Below are 26,407 nucleotides of genomic sequence, written 5' to 3' on the forward strand. Positions count from 1 at the left end.
CCTCAGCGGACCCGGAGGACCACCTTGTCCTTGCTGCCGGCGACCAGGCTCGAGCCGGCGAGCTTCGCCAGGAGCGCGTGCTTGCCCCGAGCGAGGCGGATGCTCACGACCTTGCGGCCCTCATCGGCGGCGGTGAAGCGGACGGTGCGCCGGGGGACGCCGAAGTCCTTCAGGACGACCGTGCCGGTCCTGGCCAGGCCGGGGACCTGCAGCACGAGCCGCAGCCGGACCGTTGCCTTGCCGTTCCTGACCGGTCCGACCTCCAGGGTCGAGAGGCGGACGGTCGAGGCGGCCTTGCGGACCACCAGGCGCACGGTGTCGCTCGAGGCGGCGAAGGTCTCGTCGGCAGGGGTGAACGCCGCGACCGCGGTGGTCACCCCGGGGCGCAGGCCGGGGACCTGCAGGGTGGCCCGTCCGCTGGAGGTGGCAGCGCTGGCGACCACCTCGCCGGCCACCAGCAGGTCGACGGTGCCCTCGGCGGTGCCCTCGTCCGTGGCGACGGTGACCGTCACGGTGGGCGAGGCCGGGTAGGCGACCGGCGCGACCGGGGAGACCGTCAGGCTCGTCGCCACGGGCTCGGGCTCCGGCTCGGGGGTCGGGTCGGTCGGCGTCGGGTCGGTCGGCGTCGGGTCGGTCGGCGTCGGGTCGGTCGGCGTCGGGTCCGTGGGGACCGGGTCCGTGGGGGTGGGGTCCGTCGGGGTCGGTTCGGGCGCGACGAGCTCTTCGCCAGCCGGGCCGGCCCAGAGCAGCGCGCGACCGGCCTGGCTGAGGCCTCCCTTCGGGTGGGTGCGGAAGAACACCGAGGTACCGAAGACGAGCGCCTTCGCGCCGGTCGTCGGGTCCTCCGAGGCGACGACCGAGGCCTTGCCGGCGGCGGCGTCGGGACCGTTGGTGCTCGTGGTCCCGCGCCAGTGCCCGGCGAGGAAGGGCTTGGTCGCGTCGTAGCTCTGCACGACCTGGGTCCCCGCGCCGAGGCCGCTGAAGGAGTAGGCGGGGTAGACGAACGAGGTGTCCGGGGCGTAGGGCTCCAGCACGGAGCCCGCGGGCGTGTCGACGTCGACGATGCCGTTGCCGGAGCCGTTGCCGTTGGTGACGGTGCCGCTGAGCAGGCCGAAGGACGCCGCGGCGTTGAACGCCTGGTTGGTCCGCCCGAGCATCGCACCGCCACCGGCGAGGAACGTCTCGACCGCGGTGCGTGCCGCCGAGCCGGCCGCCGGGTTGAACGACGAGCCGACCCAGAGCACGTCGACGGGGTCGAGTGCGCTCGGTGTGGCGTTGAGGGCGTTCACCGACAGCGGCGTCAGGTCGTCGAAGCCGAGCTCTTCGAGCGACAGCCGGTCGTCCTGGGTGCCGACGTAGCCGATGGTGAGGTCGGTCAGCGGCTTGGTGGCCTCGTCGTCCAGGGCCGCCAGGTCGTCGGCGGAGGCGTTCTCCATCGCGACGTCGAACCGCCGTGCTGCCGCCAGCGCGGCGGAACGGGCCGCGCCGTCGACGACCACCGACCCGTCCTCGAGCATCGAGACCTTGACGCCGTCCTCCAGCAGAGCGTTGAGCGCCTGGTAGTCCGGCACGCCGGCTACGTCGAAGCTCAGGAAGCCGCCGGTCGTCGCAGGCACCTCCGCCTCGGGGGCCCGGGAGAGCCGCACCACGGTCCCGATGGGTGCGTCGGTGACGAGGCCGACCTTGTCGACGGTGGCGCCCCAGAGGTAGCCCAGGCTCCAGGCCGAGATGTCGTACATCGACGGGACCTTGGCCGAGATGTCCTCACCCAGGTCCAGGAAGGCGTTCGCGAGGCCGCGCAGCGGCTGGTGCATGTCGACGACGTAGGAGCCGCGGGGGTAGGTCGTCCCGCCCACGGTGGTCGTGGCAGCCAGCTGTCCGACCTCGATGTCGTGGTCCAGCAGCTGCTGCACCAGGCGGTGGGCGTCGCTGGAGGACCGCTGGGTGTCGCCCACGGGGATGACGTAGGCGCGGGGCAGGGTCACGGGCTCCTGGTTGTCCGCGACGTCCCACAGTGCGCGCCACTGCGTCGGCCCGGGCACCGAGGCGACGTCGCCCACGGTGAGGTTCTTCTTGGGCTCGCCGGCCACGCCGCGGCGGAACGCCTCGATCTGGTTGCGGATCATGTCGCGGGCGTTGGTCGCGACGTTCATGTAGTCGACGATGCTGCGCATCGTCTGGTAGGCCACCGCCGTGTTGACCGCCGCACGCGCGGGCGTCTGGCGACCACCGGCGGCACCGCGGGTCAGCGGCAGCTCGACCGTCGCGGCGGCCGCACCGTAGAACGCGGCGTACTGCGCGGTGAAGACCGGCGGGAAGTCGTCCCAGCCGTCCGGGGTGTCGCGGTAGGGGATCTTGATGTGCGCGGTGTTCGGCCCGGTGTTGGCGGGGACGACCCGCCCGGTGGTGGTGTCCAGGTAGGTGTTGCCCGGGATGGCGGCGTCGACGACGTCCTTCTCGACCTTCAGCGCCAGCGCGTAGTTGTGGGGCATCGTCAGGTCGTACTCGTAGTTCGAGCCGTGCGGCGGCCCGCAGGGCTCCATCTGCAGCACGTTGGTGTAGCCGTGGAAGTCCGCGGCGTAGATGGGCTGGATCGCCTGGGCGGTCCGGACGAACGAGCGGGTCTCCGGCGTCGTGTTGGTGATGATGTCGCGGTTCGGGTCGAGCCCCAGCGCGGTCGCGCGGGTGGCGTTGGTCCGGCCGTCGGGGTTCAGCGACGGGGAGAAGTAGATCCGGTTGTTCGCGAGGATGCTGCGCACCTCGCTGAGCGGAGCGGTTGCGAGGTACTCGATGTACTGCATCGCGGCATCGGTGCCCTCCCACTCGTTGCCGTGGATGTTGTTGCTGATCCACACCGGGGTCTTGTAGCCGGCGACGAGCTCCTCGTCGGTCGCCGCGGACGCCGGGTCGTTCTTGATCTGGTCCTTCCACGCGGCCTGCTGTGCCGTCTCGGCCTCGGTCTCCGGCGCCGTGAGCGTCACCAGGTACAGGTCGCGGCCCTCGGTCGACTGACCCACGACCTGCGCCGAGATGCGGTCGCTGGTCGCCATCAGGTCCATCAGCCGAGGCGCGAGGTCCGGGTGGCCGAGCAGCGCCGCGGTGTGGGCGGCGTCGTCGGCGTTGGGCCGGTAGATCCGCAGCTCGGGCTGGTAGGGGTAGGCCGTCGGCATGACGATCGGCGACCCCGAGACGGGCGCCGCCGCGGCCGCCCGCGCGACCCTGGCCCGCTCGACCGGGTCCGTCGACCTGGCCGTGGCCGGCCCGCGGCCGGGGTCGACGCTCGGCGCTGCGGACGGCGGCGCGGCCACCGCTGGCGGCGCGCTCACGCCGAGGACCAGCGAGGAGGCGCTCAGGGCGAGACCGGTCACGCCGGTGAGGGCGCGTAGCTTCTTCACGAGGACTCGTTTCTGTCGGCTTGGCTGACGCCGACCACCTGTGCGTCGGCGGTCGCCAGGTTGTCTGACAATCGCCGACCGGGTCCCGATGTAACGGGTCGTTTACCGGATCGACCCACGCGCGTCCCACCAGGGCGCGCCGGTCCAGACCGGTCCGGGCCCACCGGCCGGGCCCCGACCTCCTGCGTTCCTCCGGCTCGTGCCGGGGCCGCCGCTCAGAGGCTCGACTGGACCCCGGCGAGGAGCTGGCGGGCCATGACGATCCGCTGGACCTGGTTGGTGCCCTCGTAGATCTGGGTGATCTTGTTCAGAGCACCTCGAAACGCGTCGTGACCTGGGCAGACGCCTCGCGGGTGGCGCACGGGTGGCGCATAACCGGTTCCGCTGTGTGCCACACCCTGCAGCCGGGTGCGTGCAGCGATTGGCAGGCTCGGAACCACCCCGGACCGGTCCTAGGCATGGAACCCACCAACACGTGCCACTGCCTCCACCAGTTCAAGGGCCGCCGGCTGCTCAACCGCGAGCTCGCCGCCGACGCTCTCAACATCTCGGTCCGCCACCTCGACAACGTCCGCAAGAACCCGTCCTTCCCGCAGCCGCGTAAGGTCGGCAAGAAGCCGACCTGGGACTACGTGGTCCTCTGCGCCTACATCGCCACCCCTGGCTGGGCCGCGCTAAAGGCCAGTACCGCCGAGGACGCGGAGACGCCCGGCAAGAAGAAGCAGGGCAAGAAGAAGGCGAAGACCAAGACCGCCGGTCAGAAGTCGGCCTCCAAGAACACGGACCGCACCCGTGTCTGAGCCCATCCTCACCAGCGCGCCGGCCACCGATCAGGTCGCGAGCCCGCTCGCGTCGAAGGCCGGCAAGAAGACAGCGAAGAAGGCGCGCAAGAAGAGCGAGAAGGCAGCCCAGGAGATCGTCAAGAAGGCGACCCGGCGCCGCGACAACGACCCGGTCCACATCATGCGGGACAACCGTGTCTTCTGGTGGCCTAGCGGCATCCCCGGCGAGGGCCCGAAGCGGCAGTCCAAGCGCTGCGGCACCCCCGAGAACGCCGCCGCGTTCGCCACCACGAAGCGAGCAGAATTGGCCCGGTTGCGGGGCGACGGCGACATCCGTGGCGCCGAGTTCCACGAGGTCATGCGCGCCTTGGTGGCACACCGCGAGCAGCTCGGGGCCCCCAAGGGCACGATCAAGCAGTACAGGTCGAATTGGAACAAGTGGGTGCCCACCGCAATAGCGGAGAAGCCGTGCGACGCCCTGACGATCGCCGACTGGACGAAGATCTTCGACGCTCTCAACTACGCCGACGCCAAGGAGGGCACCATCAAGTCGGTGGGGCGCACGCTCAACGCCGTAATCGCCTTCGGGATTGAGCGGGGCTACTGGGACGACGTCGAGCCGTTCGGGATGCCGAAGCGGCGGCAGGCCGTCGTGAAGAACGCCCGGACCCTCGCGCTCAAGGCAGCCGGCTGCATCGACGCGCCGGACTACATCGAGCTCAAGCGCTGTCCGCGACGATCGGACGTCGACAAGCTGGCGGCGGCGCTCGAGGAGCTCTACCCCGGGTACGGCGAGCGCTTGGTGCTGCTGGCGTACGCCACCGGCATGCGCTTCTGCGAGTTGCTCGCTCTGCGCGTGGAGGCCGTGCACTTCGGCGAGGACGAGACGTTGATCGACGTGGACTGGCAGTTAGACCGGTACGAGTCTTGGCCCGCGGTCACACGACCCAAGGGCGGAAAGACCCGTCAAACGATCATCTGGGACGTGTACATGCATGTCCTCGCGAGCCTCGTCGAGGATGCGCAAGCTCGGGAGGGTGTCACACACGGCTGGCTCTTCCCGCCCGTCGACGGCGTGACGTCTTGGGTTGAGAACCTGGGCGACCGCGTCGCCGACGCGGTTGAGGCGTGCGAGTGGTCGTGGAGCTTCCACTGGCTGCGCCATGCCTGGGCGAGCCTCTGCCTGGCGCCCGCACCGGAGGGTTACAACCTCGATCTTGCGTCCGTAGCTGTTTGGCTGGGTCACGCGCGGAACTCAACGACGAACGATATGTATCGTTCGCCCCTGGCCAACGACGCGGCCACGGCCAAGAAGCGGACGGCGAGGTTGCTGGACTAACCCGTCGGCCCGCCGGCGGCTCCGCGAGCGTCCCAAGATAGGCCGCAGGGACGCTCGGCGCGCGCCGTCACACGTTGCGATACTTGGGGGCGGATTCAGCCGGTCGTTGCACCACACTTGAATTAGTGGGCGGAGAGTAGTTCTTCGAACCGCTCGACTGGGTGGCCCAGCCAAGTGTCTTGCGGGGTCGGTTGTTCAGTTCGGTGGCGACGTGAGTGAGGTCGGCGGGGTTGAACTGGCGCAGGCTGACGTCGCCGGGGAAGCACTGACGCAGCGGGCCGTTGGTGTTCTCGTTCGAGCCGCGCTGCCAGGGGCTGCGCGGTCGCAGCGGTAGAGCTCGATGTCGGCGTCGAAGGCGATCTCCTTGTCAGTGCCATCTTCTTGCCCTGGTCCCAGGTCAAGGATCTGCGCAGGTGCTGGGGCAGGGTGCGTACCACCTGGACCAGTGCCTCAGCGAAGTCCGCAGCGGTGCGGCGTTCGGACAGACGGGCCAGCATCACGTATCGGGTGGAGCGTTCGACCAGGGTGCCGATCGCCGATCCGCCGGGCCTTGTCGAGAATCAGGTCGCCTTCCCAGTGCCCGGGTACGGCGGGGTCGGCCACCTCGGCCGGGCGTTCGCTGATCGAGATCGGGTCGACGAGTCTTCCCTTGCGCCGCTCGGGCCGGTTCTGCGGCTTGCGGCCAGCCCGTTGCGTGCGCAGGTGCCGAGCCAGCTCCCGCTTGAGCTCACCCCAGTTTCGTCAGATGGCACGACCAGTCGCAGTTCAGGTCAACGCCCGATGCGACGGGTTGCCGCGTGCTGGTGCGCCGGGCTGTCCCTACTCGATTGGGCTACGGGAACGCCGGTCCCGGTTCCCTTCTACGGACGCCGGCGGCGCGCCGGAGCTGATGTGGACTGGACCGGAGTCACGGAAGGTTCAGATTCGCTGCGGCGGCCGCGACCTGGCCCCTAGGTTCTAACCAGTTCACCGCAAGGTGACCGAGGCTTCGGCCTCCGCGGCCCCGGGAGTTTCTCCCGGGGCCGCACCCCTTTCCGGTATCGAGTCGGGTCCTTCTACCCTCGCGCGCATGCGCAGCCGTGGGGGTGTCTTCCGACCGAACGACGATCGCGGCCGGTCCTGATGGCAGAGCGGCCGTCGCATGCCGTATGACTCGCGCGGGCCTGCGGTGCCCCGGCTGTTTCAGGAGGTCCTGAACCAAGAGTTTCCGCTAGCTCGCAAAGACGGCACTCGGCACGCCAGCGACATCCAGGACCGGGCCCGCCGCCCGGTGCGCGCTCGCGTGGTGTTCGAGCGGGACGGCGAGGCGTATCTCGACGGCCTCGCCCAACGCTGGACCCGCCCCCACGCCTTCATCGTCATCCCCGATCCACGCCTGCAGATCGGCGCCGTCTGGTTGCGCCTCGAGGACGTGGTGCCCCGCTGAGAGCTACCCAGGCGAAAACCGTGACTTCTCGGTCCCTGACGGTGCTGGCACGCCTCCCAGCTGGCGCCCTTCGGGGCACCGGCTGCCGCAACTGACCCTCTGGGGGAGAGGCCTTCGCGCTCATGCGGCGGCTCCGGGCGGCCCGCCGCACGTCTCGGGTCGCACGACGGGCCGTTCGCGGAGGTTAGGCGCAGCGAGCTTGGAGCGCAACGAGTCCTGATCGGTCCAATTGTTGGCGCGGTGCTGAGCCTGCGCGGGATCAACGGCTGGCGAGGTACTCCACCCCGTCGTCCGTGAGACCCCAAATCGCCGGCCTTGCGCCGTCCTCGGTGACGTAGCCCTGACGTTGAAGGCGCCGCAGCGCGACGCTCAGCCCCGCTCCGTAATCGAGCCTCTCCTGGCCGTTGCGTTCGTTCAGTTCTTGGCGCAGCGCCTTCGCCGAGGCTCCGGAACGCAGCCCGTCAAGGGAGAGGAGCTGCAGTTGCATCGGGGTCAGCGCTACTCGACGACGCTCGTTCTGCGCCCGAACGTCCGCCAGGCACTCCGCGTCGGGCACCCGCAGGGCCTGGTACTCGTCAGGAAACCGCAGCGTCGCCGGAGCGCCGAACCGCTCGCCCTGCGGCATGCGTCCGCACGCACACAGCAGGTCGCGAGGAATCTCCGGCACCCGAGTCGACACGGTCGCGGGCTGTCCGCACGCGCAAGCGACGGGTGCGTACCTGCGGGTTGCGAACTCGCGGGTGTACTCGACCGGTTCGATGCTCGAGCGCCAGTCACGGATGCGCGCGCCAGCTGCGGCGGGCGCATCGTGCGCGAGCCGGACCACTGTGTGCAGATCGAACGCGTAGAGGTCGGGTGCCGCTTCGCCGAGAACGAACTCGCCACGCTCGGCGGCGTAGTTGACGATGTGCTGGCGAAGCGAGCTCAACTCGCTGTACTTCCCGCGACCCAACCAGGCCCACTTCGGGTCCGTGTAGACCCGAACAAGCCACTGCACGAACGTAGGATCGCGCCACTGGTCGCTCACCCACGCGGGGTAGGCGTCTCCGCAGATCTCGTGCAACAGGACCGCGGAGAGCTCGGAGAACGGCGCGTTGCACGCAGTCAAGGCGGCGTCTCGTTCGATGCGGCCAGTCGCAACAAGACGCGCGACTACGGTCTTGCGGCTGTCGCGGGACAACACCCGAGTGCGCGGCATGTTCACCGCGAGGGCCTGAGTGCCCTTGCCGCCGCGACCTAGTGGCCACTCGATCGGACCGAGTTCTGCGACACCGTCGGAAGTGTTGACCATGATCGTGGCACGTCCGTACCAGACGCCGTCTCGCCGCACCTGCCAGTACTTTCGAACGACCGTCTTCAAAGCGAGGTAGTCGCGTTGAGACACTCGTCCGCTGCTGCGCCGCAGGCGAGCCAGCGCGGGTATCCACACGTCGGTGAGCGCGTCGAATTCCCCGATGGGTGCGACGTTTGTCGGCATGTCCCGCAGTTCGGCGATCTTCTGGCGGGCCTCGGCGGCGTCTCGCCGTGCCTTCCGGGCTGTCGCTGCGTAGTCGAGGCTCTCGGCCTCGTCCATCTCTTCTGCCAGGCTCAGGGCCCGGGCTCGCACGGCGAGGCGTTCTGCCTGGTCACGAGCGTGTTCCAAGGCCGCGATCTGGTCGGCGCGAACGTCGACGACCTGATGCACGTGCGTCGACGCGAACACCGACTGTCCGGGTAGGCGGGAGACCGGCACGCCGGTTCGTAGTGCGTCGATGGTGGCGTCGACGAAGCCCTCAACGATGGTGGCCGCCTTGAAGTACCCGACGTTCTGCATGTCGGTGGAGTCCGCGGTCACCGCGGAGGTGACCTGGCGCCCGGCCCTCACTGGCCCGCCGCCGTGTCGACGTGCAGGATGTCGTCGCCGATGGACGCGAGCTCGTCGTCGTGTACCAGCCAACGCACCAGCCGGTACGTGCTTGCAGCCGTCATCTGCAGCTCGTAGTAGTAGTCACCGTCGCGCCAGCCACGCCCGGTGAACGGTGAGATCGTTCGCTTCGAGCGCGAGGCGTTACGCCTCGCCTTGGTGGCTCGGTCGCCGCCCTTCATGTGGTCCGGCGACAGCACGCGTGTGAGCAGCAGCGGATTGGCCGACTCGTCGATGATCGCCGGCGACACGTGCCGGTTGGGGGTGTGCCCCTTCGTGCGGAGACCAGCGCTGTAGCGAACGGCCGCGTTCTCGAACGCCCGGACCACCTCAGGTTCTGCCCAGCCGCCGTCAGGCAGCCCAACCTTGTACAGCATCTGCAGCTCGCCAGCGTCCGATGAATCGGTCTCGCCGTTCTCCGTTCGTCGCACGATCGGTACGCCCGACAGTTCGTCGAGGTCGCGGAACGTGTTCGTGACCCGCCACAAGTACTCGCCGCTGATCCACAGAGGCGCCCACGCCATCAGCGAGCTGATCGCGTAGTCCTTGTTCGCCAGTGTGGCGATCGACGCGCGGTCACCGAGGCGGCGGTGCTTTCGCATCGTCCGTACACCCAGCTCCGCAAGTGCTTCGACCTTCTGCGCCGGTCCCGCCTCGCTAGCCAGAATGAGAAGCATCTCGCGCACTTCAGCCCGCTTCGCCGGATCGGGGACCAGCTTCCTCTTGACCAGCCTGAACCCGAACGGGACCAGCGCATCGCCGAAAGGCCACTCGCCTCGACGCCACTTCGCAATGCGTCCCGCTAGCAGACGAGACACGATCGCGTCCCGCTCCAGCGCGACGACCCAGCTCATCATCGACAGGAGCATGAAGCCCATCTGCCCCTGCGGCCCGACGAAGTCGAAGCGCATGTCCTTGACCCAGAGGTGATCGACGTTGCCATCCATCGCGGCCTGCAGTCGGTTGCCCTGAGACGTGCTCCGCACCAGGCGCGAAAGGTGCGCTGCATAAATCGACTTGGGGCGGAGGCGACGGATGACCTCGATCAGAATCGTTGTGAACGCGTTCAGCCGCTGATCCTCGGCATCGTCATCGGCCTTCCACGCCGACGCGCGCGACCACAAATGCCAAAATCCGTCGTAGAAAAACAAAATTGCCTTCGTCGACCCCTGTTCCAGCACCTCGACTACCACGGTGGTGCGCTCCGTCGAGCCGTCCTTGCGCTCCCGCTTGACCGTGAACGTCGAGCTTTGCAACGGCGCGAGGCCAACCCGACGGATCGCTTCGACCGCGGGGATGTCGCGATGATTTTGATAAGTCAATTCGCGCACGCCGTTGAAAAGTTCCAGGTCCCACTCATCCGACTCCCGGATCACGAACAGGCCGAGGGCTCGTGACCCCAACGATCGCGTCGCGGCAACGTGCAGAACCAGGTCCGCCGCGTCGGCGGCATCCGTCGCGGGTCGCTGCGTGAAGTAGTCGGCGCCAGACACCCCACCGACCTTCGCCACCTTCGGGGACTGAAAGGTCACGCTCAGCCTGTCGCTCGCGCGCTCACTCGTCTCGTCTTCCATCTCTGTTCCCTTCCGTGTCGCGCCCGCTCTGGGCGATCGACATCCGACGGCTGGGGTCGATCAGAGCCATCCAGGCTCTGGCCACCAGTTCGTCGTAGACCGGGGTGCCGGTCACGGCATCGGAGAGTTCGGCCATGCGTCGAGCGTAGTTTCAAAACATCGTCTCGACTAGACCTTGAGCTCTCCGGGGCTCGTGACCGTGGCCCGCAGCGCCGAGGGTTCGATGTAGGGAGCCCCGGGTCGCCGCTCAGGGACGGTGTGGGTCTTGCGGGTGGCGTCAAGGAGCTTTCGCGGTGACGACGGATTCATGCCCGTGCCAGATGCTGCGTACGTTCGAAGAGTTGGTCGCCGTGGAGAGTGACTTGGACGACCCGTGCCGGTGCGACGGGCGGTGCGGCGGCGCTCCACCTCCTGAAGTCAACGAGCCGCCGTTGTGGCTGGCGGCAGCGCTCCTGGCAGGCGCCTTGCGAGCGGGCGTATCGGTGCACGGCTTGCAGGCGGCTTCCGAAGGGCCGCGTCGTGCGGCCGTTCAGAGGGCGGTCTACGACCTGCTTGCGTCCGATGCAGAGGCGGACGGCGACCAAGCGGACGCGCAGCGCTGGCGCGCTCAAGCGGAGGCGATGGGGGGTGACCTGGTCCCGGGCGGCTCGCCTGTCGACTTTGTGCTCGCCTCGCCGGCTGGGCTGGTTGATCAGCTGACCGCTCCGGACGAGCGGTCCACCTGCTGCCGGTCTGGGACCGAGGGCAACCGTGGCGGTCCGCTTACATGGGAGCGCCGAATCGAGGACCGAATCTGGGAAGCCACGCTGGTCTGGGGTTCAGGCGCGACGGTGGTTCGAATTGGTCCGGTACTACTCGGAAACGTGATGGTCCCTGATGCCGCAGTCCCGCCTCAGGTGACTTCGTGACCTCCCCGGGTTCGCCTCTGGGGAACCACACGAACGTGGACTGGACCTTCGAAAGGGGGGCGTTCTGCGCTACGCGACCTCGCCGGGGACCTTGCTCGCTAACCTGGGTTCGAGGGCCGTGCGCCCCGACAGCGAGCGGGCAAGCACTGCGCAGGGGTTCTGATGGTCATCCGCCGGAATCGGGCCCCGCGAACTTGACGAAGCGACGCGGCACGGGTCGCAGTACGCAAGGGGGTGTCGATCCGAAACGAACCTAGCGATACGGGCGGCTGCCTAGCGCTCGGGCGAACCTTCGCCGGCATGAGATGCGCGCCTGCGTAGGTTGATTGCTGGCCGCGGCTCGTCATCGAACGTTCGTTGCATGGGTCGGGTTCGCCAGGGAAACCCGACGCTAGGTGAGTGCGTGCCGCGCTTGGAGTCGAGCCACTTCGGGCGACGGGTGTGTCCCCAGGTCCGTCTACGACAATGCTGGACGCCGACCCGTGCTCGTAGCGCGGTTCGGCGGCGGCATCGCCCACGGTGCGGTGTCTTGGCCGGGGTGGTCCCCGATGGCGTTGAGCGACGCCCGGCCATCTGCTCAGGTCGCGGCGGGTGGCTAATCCCGCCGCCGGCTGCGGCGGACGTTCACGCTGTGCCGCGCTGCGCCGCCGGCACGGGAGCGGTGCCCGAGAGCCAGGGCGACCCCAGCTCGATCTCAACTCGCCCCTTAGCCGGTGAACAGAGGCCGGCTCGGCTCGCGCGCGCAAGTGCGCCTTCTCGACAAGACATCCACGCGAGGCGCTGCGACAGCAATACTTCTCTCGCCAGGACGTCGATGAGGCCTCTGGGCTCTACGACGAATTCCATCGCTACGACGACGAGATGACGCGCCGCGCGAACGAGGCTCACGTTCGCGAGAACCCCAGCCCGCCGGAACGGCGCCACCGCGAACACGGGTGGTACCTGCCCAACGACGACTGACCGCGCCGGGCCCGCTGCTACTTGTCCACCGGCGGGCCCCCGCTCCCCGTGGAGCGGAGGTGGAGCGTTGCGTATTCGTCGCGGCTCAGAACCCGGTCGGTGTGAATGTCGCGGTAGATGACGGTTCCATCGTCGTCCGCCTCCACGAAGTAGCGCAGACCCGCAGCGACGTAGTCCGCGCGAAGCCAGTCCTCGAAACCGGCAAGTCCCTGTGCGAGAACTGCCTCAATCTCCTCAGGATGGCCGAGGAACTCGTCCCCGCGGCCGCCACTGGCCGCCGGCCGGTCCGCAGGCTCACCGAACCCGGTTGCAGACATGGTCACTCCCTTCGCGAACTGCGCTTCCGAGAGTACGCCGTCAACCTTGCTGGGCGAGCCCGCACGAGTGGGTGCAGGGTCCAACGAGCTGGGGAAGCGGAAGGTTTCCATGCAACGAGCAGCCTCTCCCTGCGTTGATAAACTTATCGCCGCCCGCTGGTGCTTTTGATACGGCAACTGCGCAGCCTCGGATGACCGTCGCGCGAAACCCGGTCACCCTGTGTGTCTCGCCGGTTGATGAGCCCAGCACGCACGGGTACGGCGCCTCCTCGATCAGGCTGTAGGAACTCGGCGGTCATCGACGCCGCGTCGCGGCCACCCGCGGTAGGGCTGCACACCCAGGGCCCGGAGACACCAGCAAGCACGAGTCTCGTGCGCAGACTCGGAACCGCAAGGCAGTCTCGCCCGCGGAACGGCAGTCTCACCGGGAGATCTCGGGGCGCTACTGGAGTCAGTCTCGCGTCAAGACGCAGGCGGACGAGCGAGCGAGACTCCATCGGGATTCCGCACAAGAACCTTGACGGCATACAGGGGCCCCGAACTGTCCGAGTCATGCCGAGCAGCGATCGCATTGACGACGAGCACGTCGAGGGTTACACCTTGAAGCAGGGATCGGGTGGGCTCGTCGAAGCCTCAACCTCCGCCGAGGAGCAAACGGTCGGAACGGACCGCTGCCTCTATGTCAGTCCCGAGCTGGCTGACATCCTTGAGCGCTTCGCTGCCGATCCGGATGCCTACGCCGCCGAGGCGCTCCCACGCACGGTCACGCTGCGGCCCGTCTGAGTCGCGGCGGGTATCGACGCCGGCGGTTCAATCGGCTCGCCCGTGTGCATTGATCCGGTGCCACCGGTTATCGCCCTTGCCGTGCCGCTCTGCGCGGCCTAGGTGTACCCGGCCAGGACGTTGGTAGCGGCGAGCCTGGCTGAACGAACGAGAACCTCCGGATGGGATGTGGCTTGTCTAAGGCCCACTCCAACCCGGAGGTTCTCGTGTCTCACGGTAGTGCTCGTTTGACCGTCCACGGTCGTCGCCTGATCGTTCAACGTCACCAGGCCGGCTGGAAGCAGGCCCACATCGCCGCCGCGATGGGTGTGTCGCGCAAGTGTGTGAAGACCTGGATCGACAGATACGCCGCCGAAGGTGACGATGGGCTGTTGACCCGGTCCTCGCGGCCGCACTCGATGCCCACCAAGACCAGCGTCGAGGTTGAGCAGAAGGTCCTGTCTGCCCGTGCCACGCATCGCGACGGCCCGGACGTGCTTGGGGCGAGGCTCGGTGTGCCGGCCCGGACGGTGTCCCGGATCCTGCGCCGCCATCGCGTGCCCTATCTGCGTGAGTGCGACCCGGTGACCGGCGAGTTGATCCGGTCCTCGAAAGCGACCGCGGTCCGCTACGAACGCGCACGGCCAGGCGAGCTGGCGCACATGGACGTCAAGAAGCTTGGACGCATCCCCGACGGTGGCGGCTGGCGCGCCCGCGGCCGCGCCCGACGCGAGGAGACCTACCAACGCAAGGCTCCGATTGGCTACGACTACGTGCACTCGCTGGTCGATGACCACTCCCGGCTGGCCTACTCAGAGATCCTGCCCGACGAGAAGGGCGCGACCTGCGCAGCATTCCTCCAGCGGGCCGCGGCCTACTTCGCCGCCAAGGGCATCACCCGCATCGAACGGCTGATCACCGACAACGCCTTCGCCTACCGCCACTCAGCCGACCTCAAGCGCGTGTGCGCAGACCTCGGCATCAAGCAGAAGTTCATCAAGCCCCACTGCCCCTGGCAGAACGGCAAGGTCGAGCGCCTCAACCGCACCCTGGCCACCGAGTGGGCCTACCGCAAGGTCTTCACCAGCAACGCCGACCGCGCGGCCGCCCTTGCACCTTGCCTCGAGCACTACAACACTGAGCGCCGCCACAGCGCACTCGGGGGCAAACCGCCGATCAGCCGCCTGCTACCAACCTGATGGCCGGGTACACCTAGGTCGGCCGGTCAGAGGCCTGTACAGGGGCCCCGGTCGGGCGTAGTCTTCAACGGACAGCCCCCTTCAGCGGAGGACGAGATGGTTGCCTCGGGGTCCGCTCTACCAGCCGCAGTTGCACGCCTGACTGACCTGCAATGCGCCGCGCTACCGGAGTGGCACCAAGCCGACCATCGAAGGTTCCAGGACGTCGAGCGATTCGATATTGAGGTAACCGGGCCCGCATCCGACCACGCGGCGACGTGCTTCGTCGTAGTCCTTCCCGATCCAGGACCGCGGGGTGCCTTTGAGTTCGTCGTCACTGCGATCTCCGGGCTTCTGTCAACTGCGAGCAGCTTCTCCGAGTTCGTCATCGAGATAGGCCGTGTCGCAGCCGAACTGGAGGGCCGTGGCCCAGTTGCCGACTCTGGTCCTACGCCATGAGCGCGCTGCGGTGTCGCACGGGGGCGACGACTGTGAGTGGCAGTGGTTGCATCGCCCGACAGGTCAGACGCTGTTCGAGCTCGGGCTGGCCATGAGGCCTCGTAGCTCAGGAGTCCTTGCTGGTCTTTGCTCGGCCGGCCTTAGGTAGGGGCTGGTCCGGCCAGAGGGAGACGCCCAGTTCGAGTTCCAGCTTCGCGATGGTGAACAGCTCAGGCCACTTGTTGCCGGCCAGGAGGTCGTAGAGCGTCGAACGCTCTATCTCGGCAGCCAGCGCCACCTCGGACTTGTTGCGTCCCGCCAATGCCTCGCCCAGTGTCTTCGACACGTGTACCGCGTACGGCACCGCCGCGGGTGCGTCCGGATCGATCTCACCGTCCGGCCAGGTGCCTTCGGTCATCCACGCGCGGGGCGCCGCGAGGGGGGCCGAGCGTCGAGGCATGGTTGAACCCTAGCGATGTCGGACGGGGCGGACAGCGGTCGGCGTTCATGTCCAGCTCGCCTCGTGAGCGACTGGACAGGTGGGACGGCGATCCCACACACGACAAGACAACAGGTGTGTCTCGTTGGGGGTCAGGGGTCTGAACGGGGTCGGGTTGCGTTGTGCCGCCCCGTCGTCAGCGAACCGGATCCAGGCCCGGTCGGATTTCGCAACAACTTCGTGAAGCGATCGCGCAGGAGGCCGAGCGCCTGGCGGCGCTCGAGGAGCCGACTGCGGTGATCACTGCCACCGGAGATGCCTTCGCCGCGATGGATGAGGCTCTGGCGGAACTTGCGGAGCCGCGGTTGAGGGCGATCGCTCAGCTGCGCCGCGACGGCTGGTCTTACGACCGGATCGCGACGGCGACGAAGCTTTCGAAGAGTCGAGTCGTTCAACTCGTGCAGGAAGCGCGCACGCGCAACCTCTAGCGTGACATCGCCTTGCGGTTCGCTGGGCGAAGGCGTATGCGCCACTCGGATCTGTTCGCAGACGGCGGTGCTGCAAGACGTGAACCGGTAATCATCTGTCCGCCCTGGGTCGGGCGCTCGCGGACCTCGGGGTGACGGTCCGGCGGGGTCCGGGCGCCGACGCGCGCGACCGAGCGGACGTCGGCGCGTCGATCTTGCGGCTCCCCGGTGGCTGATATCAGCGTCCATGCGGACAGTTCGGTGGGACGTCAACGACCTTTTCGCTCTCCGTTAGCGGGGTCGACTGGTGAACTTGTCGGGTGACGACTATTCACGCGGCCGAGCGCTTGCGACGCATCTCCGACGAGATCAGGGTTGGGTCGCCGTTCTTGTCGGTAGTCAACAGCGGGATCCACGCGTTACAGGTCGAGGCGGCGGCACTCACCGCGTCCTGCCTCGGCTCGGATCACTACCTGGTCGCGAGGATCGATGAGTGGCACCCCATGAGGGCCGCGAACCGGTACGGAAGCGCGTCGCCAACTGACGAGCTCTGCGGGTACGTCGACGCGGCAGCTGTCCTAGCCAGCAGCGCATCACCCGCGTCCGCAGCTGCGCCGGGTTGCGACCCCGTTCTGTGGGATCATGTCGGCGGCCTAGTTGCTTCAGGGATGTGGGACTTGGTGCCGTCGGCTGTCGTGACGTTCGTCGAGGACTGGATTCGGCGCCATGCGGGCAGTCCGCCCAACAAGAAGGGCGGGAAGTTGTATGGCGCGGGGCTGTTTGCTGCGGTCTTGCGGCCAGGAAGCGCACACGCCCTAGGGGAGGACGCGAGCGAGCAAGAGGGCTGGCAGCTCCTTGGGCAGGGGTTGGCGAAAGCCATCGGCAACAGCAGCCGCCACGACCTGAGGGAGCGGGCTGACGCGGAGGTCTTCGCCTGGGGCGTCATCGGCCTGGGAAGCCTGCTCATCGCCGAGATGCGATCGACCCTAGGTTCGGGGCAGGGTCGTCTGCCCGGCTGATTCCCCGCTCGACGCACTGCGTGCCGCGGTCCAAGTCTCCTCACAAGCCGATGCCGGCACGCCGCTTTCACTTAGCCCCGACCCGCACCCGCATCCGACTAGAACGGCCTCTTCGTGGATGGTTCGGGAAGCTCGGCTCGCAGCGGCGAGCGGGTGCCGCCACCGTCGGCGGTGTCAGAGAGCATCGGTGCGTGAGTAGCGCACCGGGGTCCGCTTGCGGACCTAGCAGCAGCAAGCTGAAGACTGACATCGCCAACTTCATGGAGCGCGCGGATGAACTCGCTGAGCACCAGCTGGCGGCCGCTCGGCCTTCGTTCACCGTCATCATGTCTCGGGACCCCGAATCGACGCTCGTCACCGCCATGCAGATCGACTGGAACAACCTCGACAAGTCGACGTGGGTGTACTGCGCGGTCCTGATGCGCCCGATGGTGTTCCTCGCCAATGACGACATCGCCTTGGGGCGGCTTCTCGATCGGATCGGCGCGGAGCATCCGGCGCTGGCCCAGTACGCAGATCGCGGCAAGAGCATCTTTGAGTCTTGGCAGACCCATATGTACGTGGGTCAACAGGTCCTTGAACAGGTACCCGCCCAGTACCTGGGGCTGCCGACCGGGACAGTGACTCGCCTCGAATTGGGACCCCCAGGCACGGTCCCTGACGCTGTCGACCTTGACAACGTGGTGCCCGACCACCAGCTCGCCAAGGTCTACTTCAACGGCATGTTGTGGCACAGCGACTCAAGGAAGGCTGCCAAGTTCAAGGCGGCGAGCCCGCACATGAAGGCGTTTTTCGCCAAGTGTGCCGAGATTCGAACCCTCACGGCGTTCGAGCATGTCCTTGGTGTACGCCGCTTCGTGCACCAGGCGCGGGACCTTGGCCACGACCTGTGACAGCAGCAATCGGATGCCTTTTTCGCTTACAGCGGCAGCATGAAGTGGGCGACTCTTAGCCCGGCGGCGCAAGAGGTGGGCGTTTCCTCCGCGGGCCCAAGTGATCCCGCTTGGGGGTTAGGCCTGCGCCGGCCAGTCCGCGGTTGGGGTCGAAGCGTCGACGGGGTCCTTAGGCATCACCGACAACCGCTCGACGCGCCCTGCCTCGGCATCTGTGAGGTGCCCGGACTGCGAGTGGCCTGGGGCGTCGCAGGGTCGAGTCCTGGCCGATCGCCTGCTCTCGTGGTACTCGTCGAGCAAGCTGTCGAAGTTCGCTTCGACGAAGCGCAGAGCCGTCGTGTACTTCTCGCCCGTCTCGTGTTGACGCCGCCGCGCCAGTCGCTGCTTGATCGTCTTGCCCATGGTCCGCTCCTATGCGTCGTCGACCTGGCGGTTTGGCCAGCTGGCTTCTCGATCAGGCACCGTGCCGACCCACCGCGAACCCGCAAGCAGGGCACGCCTCGACACCAATGTGCGAGGTCGTTCTCGCCGCGGAGCAGCCAGCAGCCACCCAGTACGAGGGCACCCTCACCGCGACCGGCCGGGGCACGCCTCGGAGCCGCTGCCGAACGACGTCAGCGGGGCTCGAGAGCGCGCTCTGGCGGCAGGCAGGTCGGCGGGCCCGGGCGGAGTCTCGCCGTCCTGCGACCCGAGTTGGTCCCGGGAGTGCGTCTCAGACAGCCATGAGCCGTCCGAATGGGGTCAGCGCTAGCTAGGCCTTGTCGAAGATGCCCTACATCCTCGACGCCCCGCCGCTCACAGCCGTGTGACCTGGGCGTTCGCGGCGACCGGTTCGGTGCCGACACAGCGCTGACACAGGACGCGTGCGGGTGCGGTTCGGCTGGTTGGCGTGGCTGCGCACCGGCGCTTCCTGCGGCGCCTGACTGGAGGGTGCGCCGCCACCGGCCGCACCGCAATCAACCCCCGCCAGAATCATTTTTTGCGGTGCACGTGTGCGTCGATTGGCAGCCGGATCCCGAGGCCGCACCAGTCCATCCCATGACCACCAACACCACGCCCTCCGCGGCGAACAACGACAACAACGACAACCGCTCCGTCTTCGCAAGAGCGACCGGGACCCGGTCCGGGTCTACCAGGACCGGGTCGTCTACTACCCGACCGGCGTCGTGGGGGAGGGCGCCCGTAAGACCGTTCGCCTGAACGGACGTACCCTCGCCGAGACCGAAGCTGCCGTGCGCGAGAAGCTCGCCGAACTGGCGGTGGCTCCCACCGATCAGCTGACGTTGACCAAGCTGATGGGTCACTACATCGCCCACGCCGACGCGACCAATGCCGAAGCCGCGACGATCCGCCGTTACCAGGTCGCGTTCAACAGCCTGCCGGCGGAGATCCACTCGTCGAACAAGCCGGTCAGCGACCTCGACCTGCTCGACTGGGTGGGAATCTTCGACCACTACAACCGCGTCAAGGCGGGTGCGGCGACCATCAAGGCCGCGCGGGTGGTGCTGGGTGCGCTCGAGTCGCACGCGCTCGAGAAGAGGATGATCGGCTCGCCGCTGTTCGGCGAGAGCAAGCTCCGCAACAAGACTTTCAAGAAGTCCATCAGCAAGGCTGCGGCGTACAGCACCGTCGAACGTCGCCAGGGTCGGATCGCGATGAGGCACTGCCCAACCACTGGTGAGGTGGAGGCGTTCGCCGACGCCTTCGAGCTCTACTACCCCGGGTACGGCCGCCGGCTCGTTCTGCTCGCCTACGCCACCGGCATGCGCCCCAGTGAGCTCCTCGGACTGCGCTGGGATGACTTCGACTTCGGCGAGGACGAGATCAGCGTCAGCGTTCGGCGGCAGATGAAGCGCCAGGCTCCCTGGCCCGCGACGAAGCCCACCGAGAACCGTCAGCACCGCGAGACGATCGTCTGGTCCTGCTACGGCTGGGCGGCCGAGAGCCTCGTTGCCGACGCGAGGGCGCGCACCGGCAAGGACAGCGACTACATCTTCCCGAACCTTGCGGGCGTCAAGCACTGGCCCGAGGAGTTCGACAAGTGGTCCCGCGCGGCCTCGAAGGCCGCCGCCCCGTCGGGCTGGCGCTGGTCCTTCAGGTGGTTGCGTCACGCGTTCGCGACCAAGTCGCTCTCGCCGCGGGGCTATGGCTTCGAGCTCCACCAGGTCAGTGAGTGGCTCGGCCACCACGCTCCGAGCCTGACCGTGAACATCTACGTGCACGTCAGTAGCCGCGAGTCGCGCGTCAAGACGGTCGCTGAGACGACCGCCGAGCCGCCGCGCTAGCGGCTGGGGGCGTCGCCTCGTCCAGATATGCCCTGCTACGAGCCGCCTGGTCGGGTGACCAGGCGGCTCGCCGGCGTCGGTCGCCGGGCACCGGTCACCGACGTTCCATTACGCAGGGTCGGACGCTTTTTGCGGATCCAGCGACCGCCCAGTCCATGGTGCTGTTTGCCGAGTCGTTGTCTACCTGCCTCGCTTCTGGTAGACGACAGTCCCGTTCCGGCTCCGTCGAGACGCTGAACGCCCTACCGTGCCGTCGTGACGCGAACACGGACTGGACTCCTCCTCCTAGCTCTCTCCTTCCTCGCCGGTGGTTGCGGATCGGCCGCCGACGCCGGTCAGGGCTCCGCTACGGATTCCGAAACGACGAGCATCTCCGGCGTCGTCCTGACCAAGGTCGACACCTTCGCCCTCCTGCGCACCGGCCTCGCGATGAGTGACGACGAGAAGTACGAGCAGGGAGTCACGCCCTGCAAGGCAGACAAGTCGGTCACGCCGGGGGTGAAGCAGGGGGCTCAGGTCGTTGTGCGCGATGCGAACGGCACGACGATTGGGACGGCCACTCTCGGCGCCGGCGTCATGAGCGGCCGCGACGGCCAGGCACCTATCAACTCGCCATGTGGCTTCGAGTTCGAGGTGCTCGACGTGCCCGCCGATAGTGCGTTCTACGCCTTCCAGGTAGGCGAGGAGGCTGAGCTCACCGTTCCGGCGGCCGAGGTAGCAAGTGTGGTCGAGCTCCGGCTCCGGTGAGGTCGGCGTGCGGCCGTAGTCGCCGGCGAAGAACGTCACCAGAGACAACAGTTCCGTCTACCGCACACGCCTGTTGCCCCAGTCCGGTTGACCGGGACTCCAATTGTCGCCCGAGGACATCTCGCTCAGCCTGACGCTGGCTGATGTCCGTAGACGCAGCATCATGTCGGCGGCTTGTGTTCATCGGGTGCTGCTCCGGTTGCAGACCAGACCCGGGCGGCGACCCTCGTTCTCCGTCATTCCGGCCACCGGGCAGCAGCAGTGCGGTGAGGCCCCAGCGCTGCTCGTCGCACGCATTTGCGAGGCCGAGCTCGATGCAAGCGACGGCGAGCCGGTGGTCGGCTAGGCGGATGCGATCCGCTGCGCCGGAGCGGGAAGCGTTGGCGACGCACACCGAACCGGGGCTTCGACCCGGGGCGTGATCGGGATGAGTACCGAGGAGAACTCGCACCAAGTACAAGCCTGTGACGACGGCGACATCGAAGTCGGGACCCTCTAGATGCTGCTGCTGTCGGAGTCGCCGCCGCGGTAGGTCCAGCCGATGCCCTGGCCCGGCTCCTGGGCGCATGGGATGCGCAACTCACCTTCGAAGACATGGTCCACGCCCCGCGCGGTCACCTTGAAGCGAGCCACCACCTCAGGAGCATGCGCACCGCTGTAGATGGCGAAACGCTCCGCGGACGACTCGGTGCTGCGGGGCCGCAGGTCGCCAACGTCCCAGGTCACGCAGTAACCGCCGTCAGACAACGCTTCCACCTCGACGTCGGACCGCCAGGCTGCACTGCGGGGGATGACCGGGCTGCGAACAGAGCCGTAGAGCGAAGCCAAGCTGCTGTCCTTGCCCCACTCCACCGGCGGGTCGGGCAGCTGCTGGAACACCCGGAACCCCTCGCCGCCGTGGTCGCAGTACTCCGAGTCGGACTCCGCTAGCACGACCACATCGGCGGCGAAGTACACCTGCGCCCGCACCGCCACCAGGTACTTGGTGGATTCGTTGGTCAGCCGAAGCTTCCCTGCCGCTCGGTAGTGCCGGATGAAGTCGGCAGCTACGGCGGGCACGGCCTCGCCCGCAGTGTCTCGCCAGCGCTCAACCTGACCTCGGAACGTGGCGGACGAACGACGGTCCTGCTCAAATCGGGTGCTCTTCATCAGCGCATCGAGCCCGGCAGTGCTGAAGGGCGATCCACCACGAGGGGCCTCGCGCGGCAGCGCGTCGAGGAGCTCGTCCGCCTTGCGGGCGATCAGTTGCCGAATGAGGTCGGGCACGTTGTCGGGGTCCAGGTGGTCGAAGCCGCCTTCGTAGCCCATCGTGATGACGGCTCCACGATCGGCTGCCTGGTCACGGCGGCGCTCAAGGTTGATGATGTCGTTGCTGCTCGCGGGTCGCGTGGCACCAGAGCTGCGCACGAACACCTCGCCGTCGCGCACAGCCAACTTGGTCTGGTCGTCCGTGTAGTCCTTGCGGCAGGCGTGGATCCGGTCGCCCCAGCGGGGCGGGTCCACGGTTACGGCGAGCACCAGGCCGTCCGCATGGTCGATGAAGTTGTAGTCCCAGCGCGGGCCGTCCTCGCCCACGTACGGCAGCACTGCCGCGACCAGTTCGGCACCGTCTACACGCTCGGCAGGGTCCACATGCTGGCCCTGCACACCCACCAGCAGCACCCCGTGGCCACCCAGGTGCGCCTCGGCGACGTCGGGCATGCGGTTGGCCATACCCAGCACGGTGCGGGCGATCACGACAGCCGACCGCTTGCGGCTGCCCTTACCGAAAGGCAGCGCGCCCTTGAGTTCCAGCCAGCCAACTTCGGACAGGTCACCCAGCGACAGGGCGTGGTCCACGAGGGCGTGCCAGCCAGCGTTGCCGCTGGGCAGTCGGGTCAGGTCTAGGTCCACGGAGGCCATGCTCTCAGCCGATGCCGACAGTTTCGGTCACTCGGACGACGACTGAGCTTCGTGGTGTTTACGTCGCAGAACCTCGCGCCAGTTGGTGGCATCCAGCCAGGTCTTCTCCAGCAACTGGACGGTCCACTCGATCAGATCCCACGCCGTGCGCAGATCTTCCACACCGATTGCGTACGGCTCGCCACCGGTCGGGTCGCACACCTCGTGCAGCGCGTTCCAGGGGACGGGATCGGGAAACTCGCTGATTTCACTGAGGCTATGGCTGGGGCCGGGGTACTTCTCGTGCCAGGCGCGCACGGCGCCCTCCTGAACCATGACCTCGCTCATGCGCACGTGCACCCAGCCGTCGCGGTCAGCAATCTCGAAGCCGCAGGCGGCGCAGTCCCACTTGATCTCCTCCACACTGCGATCCTGCCGAGAGTGTCCAGTCAAGCGCCACCGGATGCTTGCGCTCCCGTGCTCGCTCAGTACCGGGCTGCGTCCTGGCTGCCCGCCGTGGCGCCTTTCCCCCGCCATTGACTGTGCGCTCTCGCCGCCAAGCGCACCCGTTCGGACGTTCCCGAGATCTTCGGCTCGTTCTGCGATAGGCAGGGACGGCGAACCCTTCTCCAGGCCAACGAGGTGCACAGAGATGACCAGACCGAGCCGCCTGCTAGCACTTCTGGTTGCGCTACTGAGCTCGTCCGCCCTGACTGCGGTTTCGACCCCGGCCTCCGCGCAGACCGCTGCCGAGCCGCAGCAGGTGCGGCTCAGTTCTTGGCCTCGAGGCGCCACGCTCACCCCGAAGGCCAAGGATGTGGAGGAGGGCGACCGGCTGACCCTCGCCGCGGTGATCGAGTCGCCTTCGCGGGCGAGGAAGGTGACGCTGCAGAAGTACCGGCCGCCGCTCTACGTCGGGGACGACGCGGAGTGGAACGCGGTGAAGTCGCGCAATGTGCGAGGCGCGAAGCGGGTCAGGTTCGCGGTCGTAGCCACCGGCCCCAACACCGAGCGGTATCGCGCGGCTATCACTTACAAGAACGCCAAGCCCGTCACGACCCAACCCGTCAGCGTGAACGTGTGGCGCTGGATCCCACTGTCGGACTACGACCCCTACTACCAGGCCGAGCCCTACGCGGCAGGCTTCGGCGCCGTAAGCATCAACGGGCAGACGTACAGCGGCTGGGGCGCCGCGACGTACTCCCACACCGGCGCCTGGGAAGCGCGATTCACTCCCGGACGCCACTGCAAGACCTTCCGCAGCGTCATCGGCGTCTCCGACATCTCGCACGACGGCTCCAGCGCAATCATCGAGTTCACGGCCGACGACGCTCATATCTACGAGTCACCCGCCCTCACTCCCGGCATGGACATGACCATCAGCCTGCCGCTCGCCATGCCGTACCGGTTCGGCATCCAACTCTTCGACACGACCCCTGGCGGCACCACCGGACGCGACGCCGTCGAATCGTGGCCCGTCATCGGAGAACCGTCCTTCTTGTGCACGGGGGTCTGAGCACACACTGAACAGAGTGACCGGCTCTGCCGCCAGGAAGTTGCTTCCGGGATGCGTCCTTTCGCTGCCGAGCGCTGGCGCATCCACTCGATCCGCTTTCCCTCAGGAGCGGTGCATAGGCGGGTGCCTCCCTGCCCGCGCTTGGATCCGTCGTCCCTCTGCTGCGTCTCCGCGAGGGCGGACTGCTGAGGCGGGCTCGGTGGGGCACTATCGACGCACGCGATCGCGCCTAGGCACGTTTCTCGTGGGTTGATTGCGAGGCAAGTTCGACGCGGCACACTCCATGTCAGGAGCGGGCGACACCTCCGTGTGCGCCGCCGTTCGGTGACCGCATGGAGCCGAACGCGCGTCTGTGTCGGCGATGTGTCAGCGACCCGGACGTCGCAGCGAACCTGCAGTTCAGGGCGGTCCTGGGAGCGGGGCTGTCAAGGATCTACGGGATCTTTGAGTTGTGGCACCCACCGGGAAGTTCAGCCAGCGTGCGTGCGGATCGTCGCATGGCGCCTCGTGGCGCACGGCCGTTCCCCCGTACGAGCAGCCCGAGGACGTGCGCGGGACACACCTCCGCCGGCCGGTGCACGTCATATGGAGACGAGGCGCTCGTCCGCATTGCTCTGACGCACGGTCAGCAAGGGCGAGCGGGAGAGGTTCGCACGTGCTCATCCCGCAGTTCGTGATGCTCGTCGGCGATCACTATATACCAACTGGCGCTCGGCTTGCCGCGTCTCGTACCCTCCGTGCTGGTGCGCCAGGCTCGCGCTCGAGGTGGCCGAGGATGTCCGCGACGCGCTCCTGAGCGTCCCCGAATAACATCGACGTGTTGCTCGTGAAGAACAGCGGATTTTGCACGCCGGCATAACCCGACGCCATGGAACGCTTGAAGACGATGACCTGCTTCGCATTCCAGACGTGGAGGACGGGCATCCCGGCGATCGGCGAAGCGGGGTCGTCAGCAGCCGAAGGGTTGACGGTGTCATTGGCCCCGATGACAAGGACCACGTCGGTGTCGGAGAAGTCGTCGTTGATTTCGTCCATCTCCAGGACGATGTCGTACGGGATCCTTGCTTCGGCGAGCAGCACGTTCATGTGTCCGGGCAGTCGCCCGGCGACGGGGTGGATGCCAAAGCGCACTGCGGTGCCTCGCGCGCGGAGCCTGCTCGTGAGCTCCGCGACGCCGTGCTGCGCTTGCGCTACAGCCATCCCGTAACCGGGAGTGATGATGACCGACTCGGCCTCGGCGAGGAGGTCGGCCACCGCGGCGGCGTCGACCTCGGTGTGCTCGCCTGCTTCGCTGTCTCCGACCGTGGTGGCGACGGCGCCGAAACCGCCGGCGATGACCGAGATGAACGAGCGGTTCATCGCCTTGCACATGACGTAGGACAGGTAGGCGCCGGAGGACCCGACCAGCGCGCCGGTGATGATGAGCAGGTCGTTCCCGAGGAGGAAACCTGAGGCGGCCGCCGCCCAGCCGGAGTAGCTGTTCAACATCGAGACGACCACCGGCATGTCGCCTCCGCCGATCGAGGCGACGAGGTGCACCCCGAGAGCGAGGGCCACGAGAGTGACTGCGATCAGCAGCCATAGCCGTGGCTCGACGACGAACCAGACCGTCAGCGCAGCGAAGGCGAGCAGGGCTCCTACGTTGAGTGCGTTCTTCCCGGGCAGCACCAGGGGTGCTGACTTGATGCGTGCGGAGAGCTTGAGGAACGCGGTGATGGAGCCGGTGAACGTGACCGCGCCGATGAAGACGCCGATGAAGACCTCGGCGGAGTGGATCCCGAGCAGTCCCTGGTCTCGGAGTGTCTCGAGCTCGGCGCTGCTGCCGTTCGCCTCGACGTGCAGGTAGCCGTTCCAACCGACCAGGACGGCGGCCGCGCCGACGAACGAGTGCAGGAGCGCGATGAGTTCGGGCATCCCGGTCATCTCGACCGCCCGCGCGCGCCCCAGACCGATGACGGCTCCACTGGCGACGGCACCGAGCAGCAGCCCGGCGTCCAGGGCATCGAGGCCGTGGTCGACCGCGACCAGGCCGGTGGCAAGCAGGGCGACTGTCATGCCGCAGACGCCCGCCAGGTTGCCGGCCTTCGAGGTCTCGTGCTTGGACAAGCCGGCGAGCGAGAGCACGAAGAGGAGGGCGGCCACGACGTAGGCCGCGGCGGCGACGGTTTCGATGTTCAT

At 67.7% G+C, this 26,407-nt stretch carries 22 protein-coding genes; 11 read left to right on the top strand and 11 right to left on the bottom strand.

What is annotated here, in order from left to right; all coding sequences use genetic code 11:
* Window positions 1–2: 2 nt before the first annotated feature.
* Together G6553_RS01500 and G6553_RS01505 are read right to left on the bottom strand one after the other, a co-directional pair.
* Window positions 3–3,395 (bottom strand): M14 family metallopeptidase, encoded by a 3,393-nt coding sequence (locus G6553_RS01500; RefSeq protein WP_207619228.1) that lies wholly within the window; start codon window positions 3,393–3,395, stop codon window positions 3–5.
* 215 nt (window positions 3,396–3,610) lie between these two features.
* The gene (locus G6553_RS01505) at window positions 3,611–3,757 is read right to left on the bottom strand and encodes a hypothetical protein (protein ID WP_166188469.1); all 147 of its coding nucleotides are present in this window, start codon (window positions 3,755–3,757) and stop codon (window positions 3,611–3,613) included.
* A 96-nt stretch (window positions 3,758–3,853) separates the two neighbouring features.
* Between G6553_RS01505 and G6553_RS01510 the strand changes: the two genes are divergently transcribed.
* From G6553_RS01510 to G6553_RS01520, 3 genes are all read left to right on the top strand, one after another.
* A complete protein-coding gene (locus tag G6553_RS01510; RefSeq protein ID WP_166188535.1) occupies window positions 3,854–4,195 on the top strand; it encodes a hypothetical protein in 342 nt (113 codons plus the stop codon).
* Window positions 4,188–5,516: a site-specific integrase gene (locus G6553_RS21965; protein ID WP_166188537.1), complete on the top strand. Its 1,329-nt coding sequence runs from the start codon at window positions 4,188–4,190 to the stop codon at window positions 5,514–5,516. The genes G6553_RS01510 and G6553_RS21965 overlap by 8 nt, the downstream gene beginning before the upstream one ends.
* A gap of 1,141 nt (window positions 5,517–6,657) precedes the next feature.
* Entirely contained in the window at window positions 6,658–6,942 is a 285-nt protein-coding gene (locus G6553_RS01520; protein ID WP_166188539.1) for a hypothetical protein, read from the top strand.
* 259 nt (window positions 6,943–7,201) lie between these two features.
* Here G6553_RS01520 and G6553_RS01525 read toward each other — a convergent pair whose 3' ends face one another.
* The 4 genes from G6553_RS01525 to G6553_RS01540 form a co-directional block, all read right to left on the bottom strand.
* Window positions 7,202–8,776, bottom strand: a complete 1,575-nt coding sequence (locus G6553_RS01525; protein ID WP_166188541.1) for a hypothetical protein — start codon at window positions 8,774–8,776, stop codon at window positions 7,202–7,204.
* A gap of 26 nt (window positions 8,777–8,802) precedes the next feature.
* The gene (locus G6553_RS01530) at window positions 8,803–10,419 is read right to left on the bottom strand and encodes a recombinase family protein (RefSeq protein WP_166188543.1); all 1,617 of its coding nucleotides are present in this window, start codon (window positions 10,417–10,419) and stop codon (window positions 8,803–8,805) included.
* Entirely contained in the window at window positions 10,400–10,555 is a 156-nt protein-coding gene (locus tag G6553_RS01535; RefSeq protein ID WP_166188545.1) for a hypothetical protein, read from the bottom strand. The genes G6553_RS01530 and G6553_RS01535 overlap by 20 nt, the downstream gene beginning before the upstream one ends.
* A gap of 1,749 nt (window positions 10,556–12,304) precedes the next feature.
* Window positions 12,305–12,715, bottom strand: coding sequence for a hypothetical protein (locus G6553_RS01540; protein ID WP_166188547.1), 411 nt, complete (start codon window positions 12,713–12,715; stop codon window positions 12,305–12,307).
* A 441-nt stretch (window positions 12,716–13,156) separates the two neighbouring features.
* On the opposite strand from G6553_RS01540, the gene G6553_RS01545 reads away from it, so the two are divergent.
* Window positions 13,157–13,387 (top strand): hypothetical protein, encoded by a 231-nt coding sequence (locus G6553_RS01545; protein WP_166188549.1) that lies wholly within the window; start codon window positions 13,157–13,159, stop codon window positions 13,385–13,387.
* A 206-nt stretch (window positions 13,388–13,593) separates the two neighbouring features.
* Window positions 13,594–14,565 carry an IS481 family transposase gene (locus G6553_RS01550; RefSeq protein ID WP_166188816.1) on the top strand — a complete coding sequence of 324 codons (972 nt, stop codon included), beginning with the start codon at window positions 13,594–13,596 and terminating at the stop codon, window positions 14,563–14,565.
* 544 nt (window positions 14,566–15,109) lie between these two features.
* Here G6553_RS01550 and G6553_RS01555 read toward each other — a convergent pair.
* Window positions 15,110–15,442 (bottom strand): XRE family transcriptional regulator, encoded by a 333-nt coding sequence (locus G6553_RS01555; protein WP_166188551.1) that lies wholly within the window; start codon window positions 15,440–15,442, stop codon window positions 15,110–15,112.
* A 275-nt stretch (window positions 15,443–15,717) separates the two neighbouring features.
* Here G6553_RS01555 and G6553_RS01560 point away from each other — a divergent pair, with 275 nt between their 5' ends.
* From G6553_RS01560 to G6553_RS01570, 3 genes are all read left to right on the top strand, one after another.
* A complete protein-coding gene (locus tag G6553_RS01560; protein WP_166188553.1) occupies window positions 15,718–15,909 on the top strand; it encodes a hypothetical protein in 192 nt (63 codons plus the stop codon).
* A gap of 482 nt (window positions 15,910–16,391) precedes the next feature.
* Complete coding sequence (locus G6553_RS20855) at window positions 16,392–16,907, top strand: TIGR02391 family protein (RefSeq protein ID WP_278249464.1); 516 nt, start codon at window positions 16,392–16,394, stop codon at window positions 16,905–16,907.
* A 191-nt stretch (window positions 16,908–17,098) separates the two neighbouring features.
* On the top strand, window positions 17,099–17,800 hold the full coding sequence (locus G6553_RS01570) for a hypothetical protein (RefSeq protein WP_166188557.1): 702 nt from the start codon (window positions 17,099–17,101) through the stop codon (window positions 17,798–17,800).
* Window positions 17,801–17,917: 117 nt separating this feature from the next.
* Here G6553_RS01570 and G6553_RS01575 read toward each other — a convergent pair whose 3' ends face one another.
* Window positions 17,918–18,202: a hypothetical protein gene (locus G6553_RS01575; RefSeq protein WP_166188559.1), complete on the bottom strand. Its 285-nt coding sequence runs from the start codon at window positions 18,200–18,202 to the stop codon at window positions 17,918–17,920.
* Window positions 18,203–19,032: 830 nt separating this feature from the next.
* Here G6553_RS01575 and G6553_RS21970 point away from each other — a divergent pair.
* Both G6553_RS21970 and G6553_RS01585 read left to right on the top strand, forming a co-directional pair.
* On the top strand, window positions 19,033–20,085 hold the full coding sequence (locus G6553_RS21970; protein WP_166188561.1) for a tyrosine-type recombinase/integrase: 1,053 nt from the start codon (window positions 19,033–19,035) through the stop codon (window positions 20,083–20,085).
* 255 nt (window positions 20,086–20,340) lie between these two features.
* On the top strand, window positions 20,341–20,832 hold the full coding sequence (locus tag G6553_RS01585) for a hypothetical protein (RefSeq protein ID WP_166188563.1): 492 nt from the start codon (window positions 20,341–20,343) through the stop codon (window positions 20,830–20,832).
* A 495-nt stretch (window positions 20,833–21,327) separates the two neighbouring features.
* Here the strand turns inward: G6553_RS01585 and G6553_RS01590 are convergent, their stop codons facing one another.
* Window positions 21,328–22,734 carry a hypothetical protein gene (locus tag G6553_RS01590; protein ID WP_166188565.1) on the bottom strand — a complete coding sequence of 469 codons (1,407 nt, stop codon included), beginning with the start codon at window positions 22,732–22,734 and terminating at the stop codon, window positions 21,328–21,330.
* Window positions 22,735–22,761: 27 nt separating this feature from the next.
* The gene (locus tag G6553_RS01595; RefSeq protein ID WP_166188567.1) at window positions 22,762–23,136 is read right to left on the bottom strand and encodes a hypothetical protein; all 375 of its coding nucleotides are present in this window, start codon (window positions 23,134–23,136) and stop codon (window positions 22,762–22,764) included.
* 229 nt (window positions 23,137–23,365) lie between these two features.
* Between G6553_RS01595 and G6553_RS01600 the strand changes: the two genes are divergently transcribed.
* Window positions 23,366–24,229 carry a hypothetical protein gene (locus tag G6553_RS01600; RefSeq protein WP_166188569.1) on the top strand — a complete coding sequence of 288 codons (864 nt, stop codon included), beginning with the start codon at window positions 23,366–23,368 and terminating at the stop codon, window positions 24,227–24,229.
* 693 nt (window positions 24,230–24,922) lie between these two features.
* On the opposite strand, the gene pntB is transcribed toward G6553_RS01600, so the two are convergent.
* Entirely contained in the window at window positions 24,923–26,407 is a 1,485-nt protein-coding gene (gene pntB, locus G6553_RS01605) for a Re/Si-specific NAD(P)(+) transhydrogenase subunit beta (RefSeq protein ID WP_166188571.1), read from the bottom strand.

Origin of the sequence: Nocardioides sp. IC4_145 (assembly GCF_011250565.1) — a bacterium.
In the GTDB taxonomy this organism is placed as follows: Bacteria; Actinomycetota; Actinomycetes; order Propionibacteriales; family Nocardioidaceae; genus Nocardioides.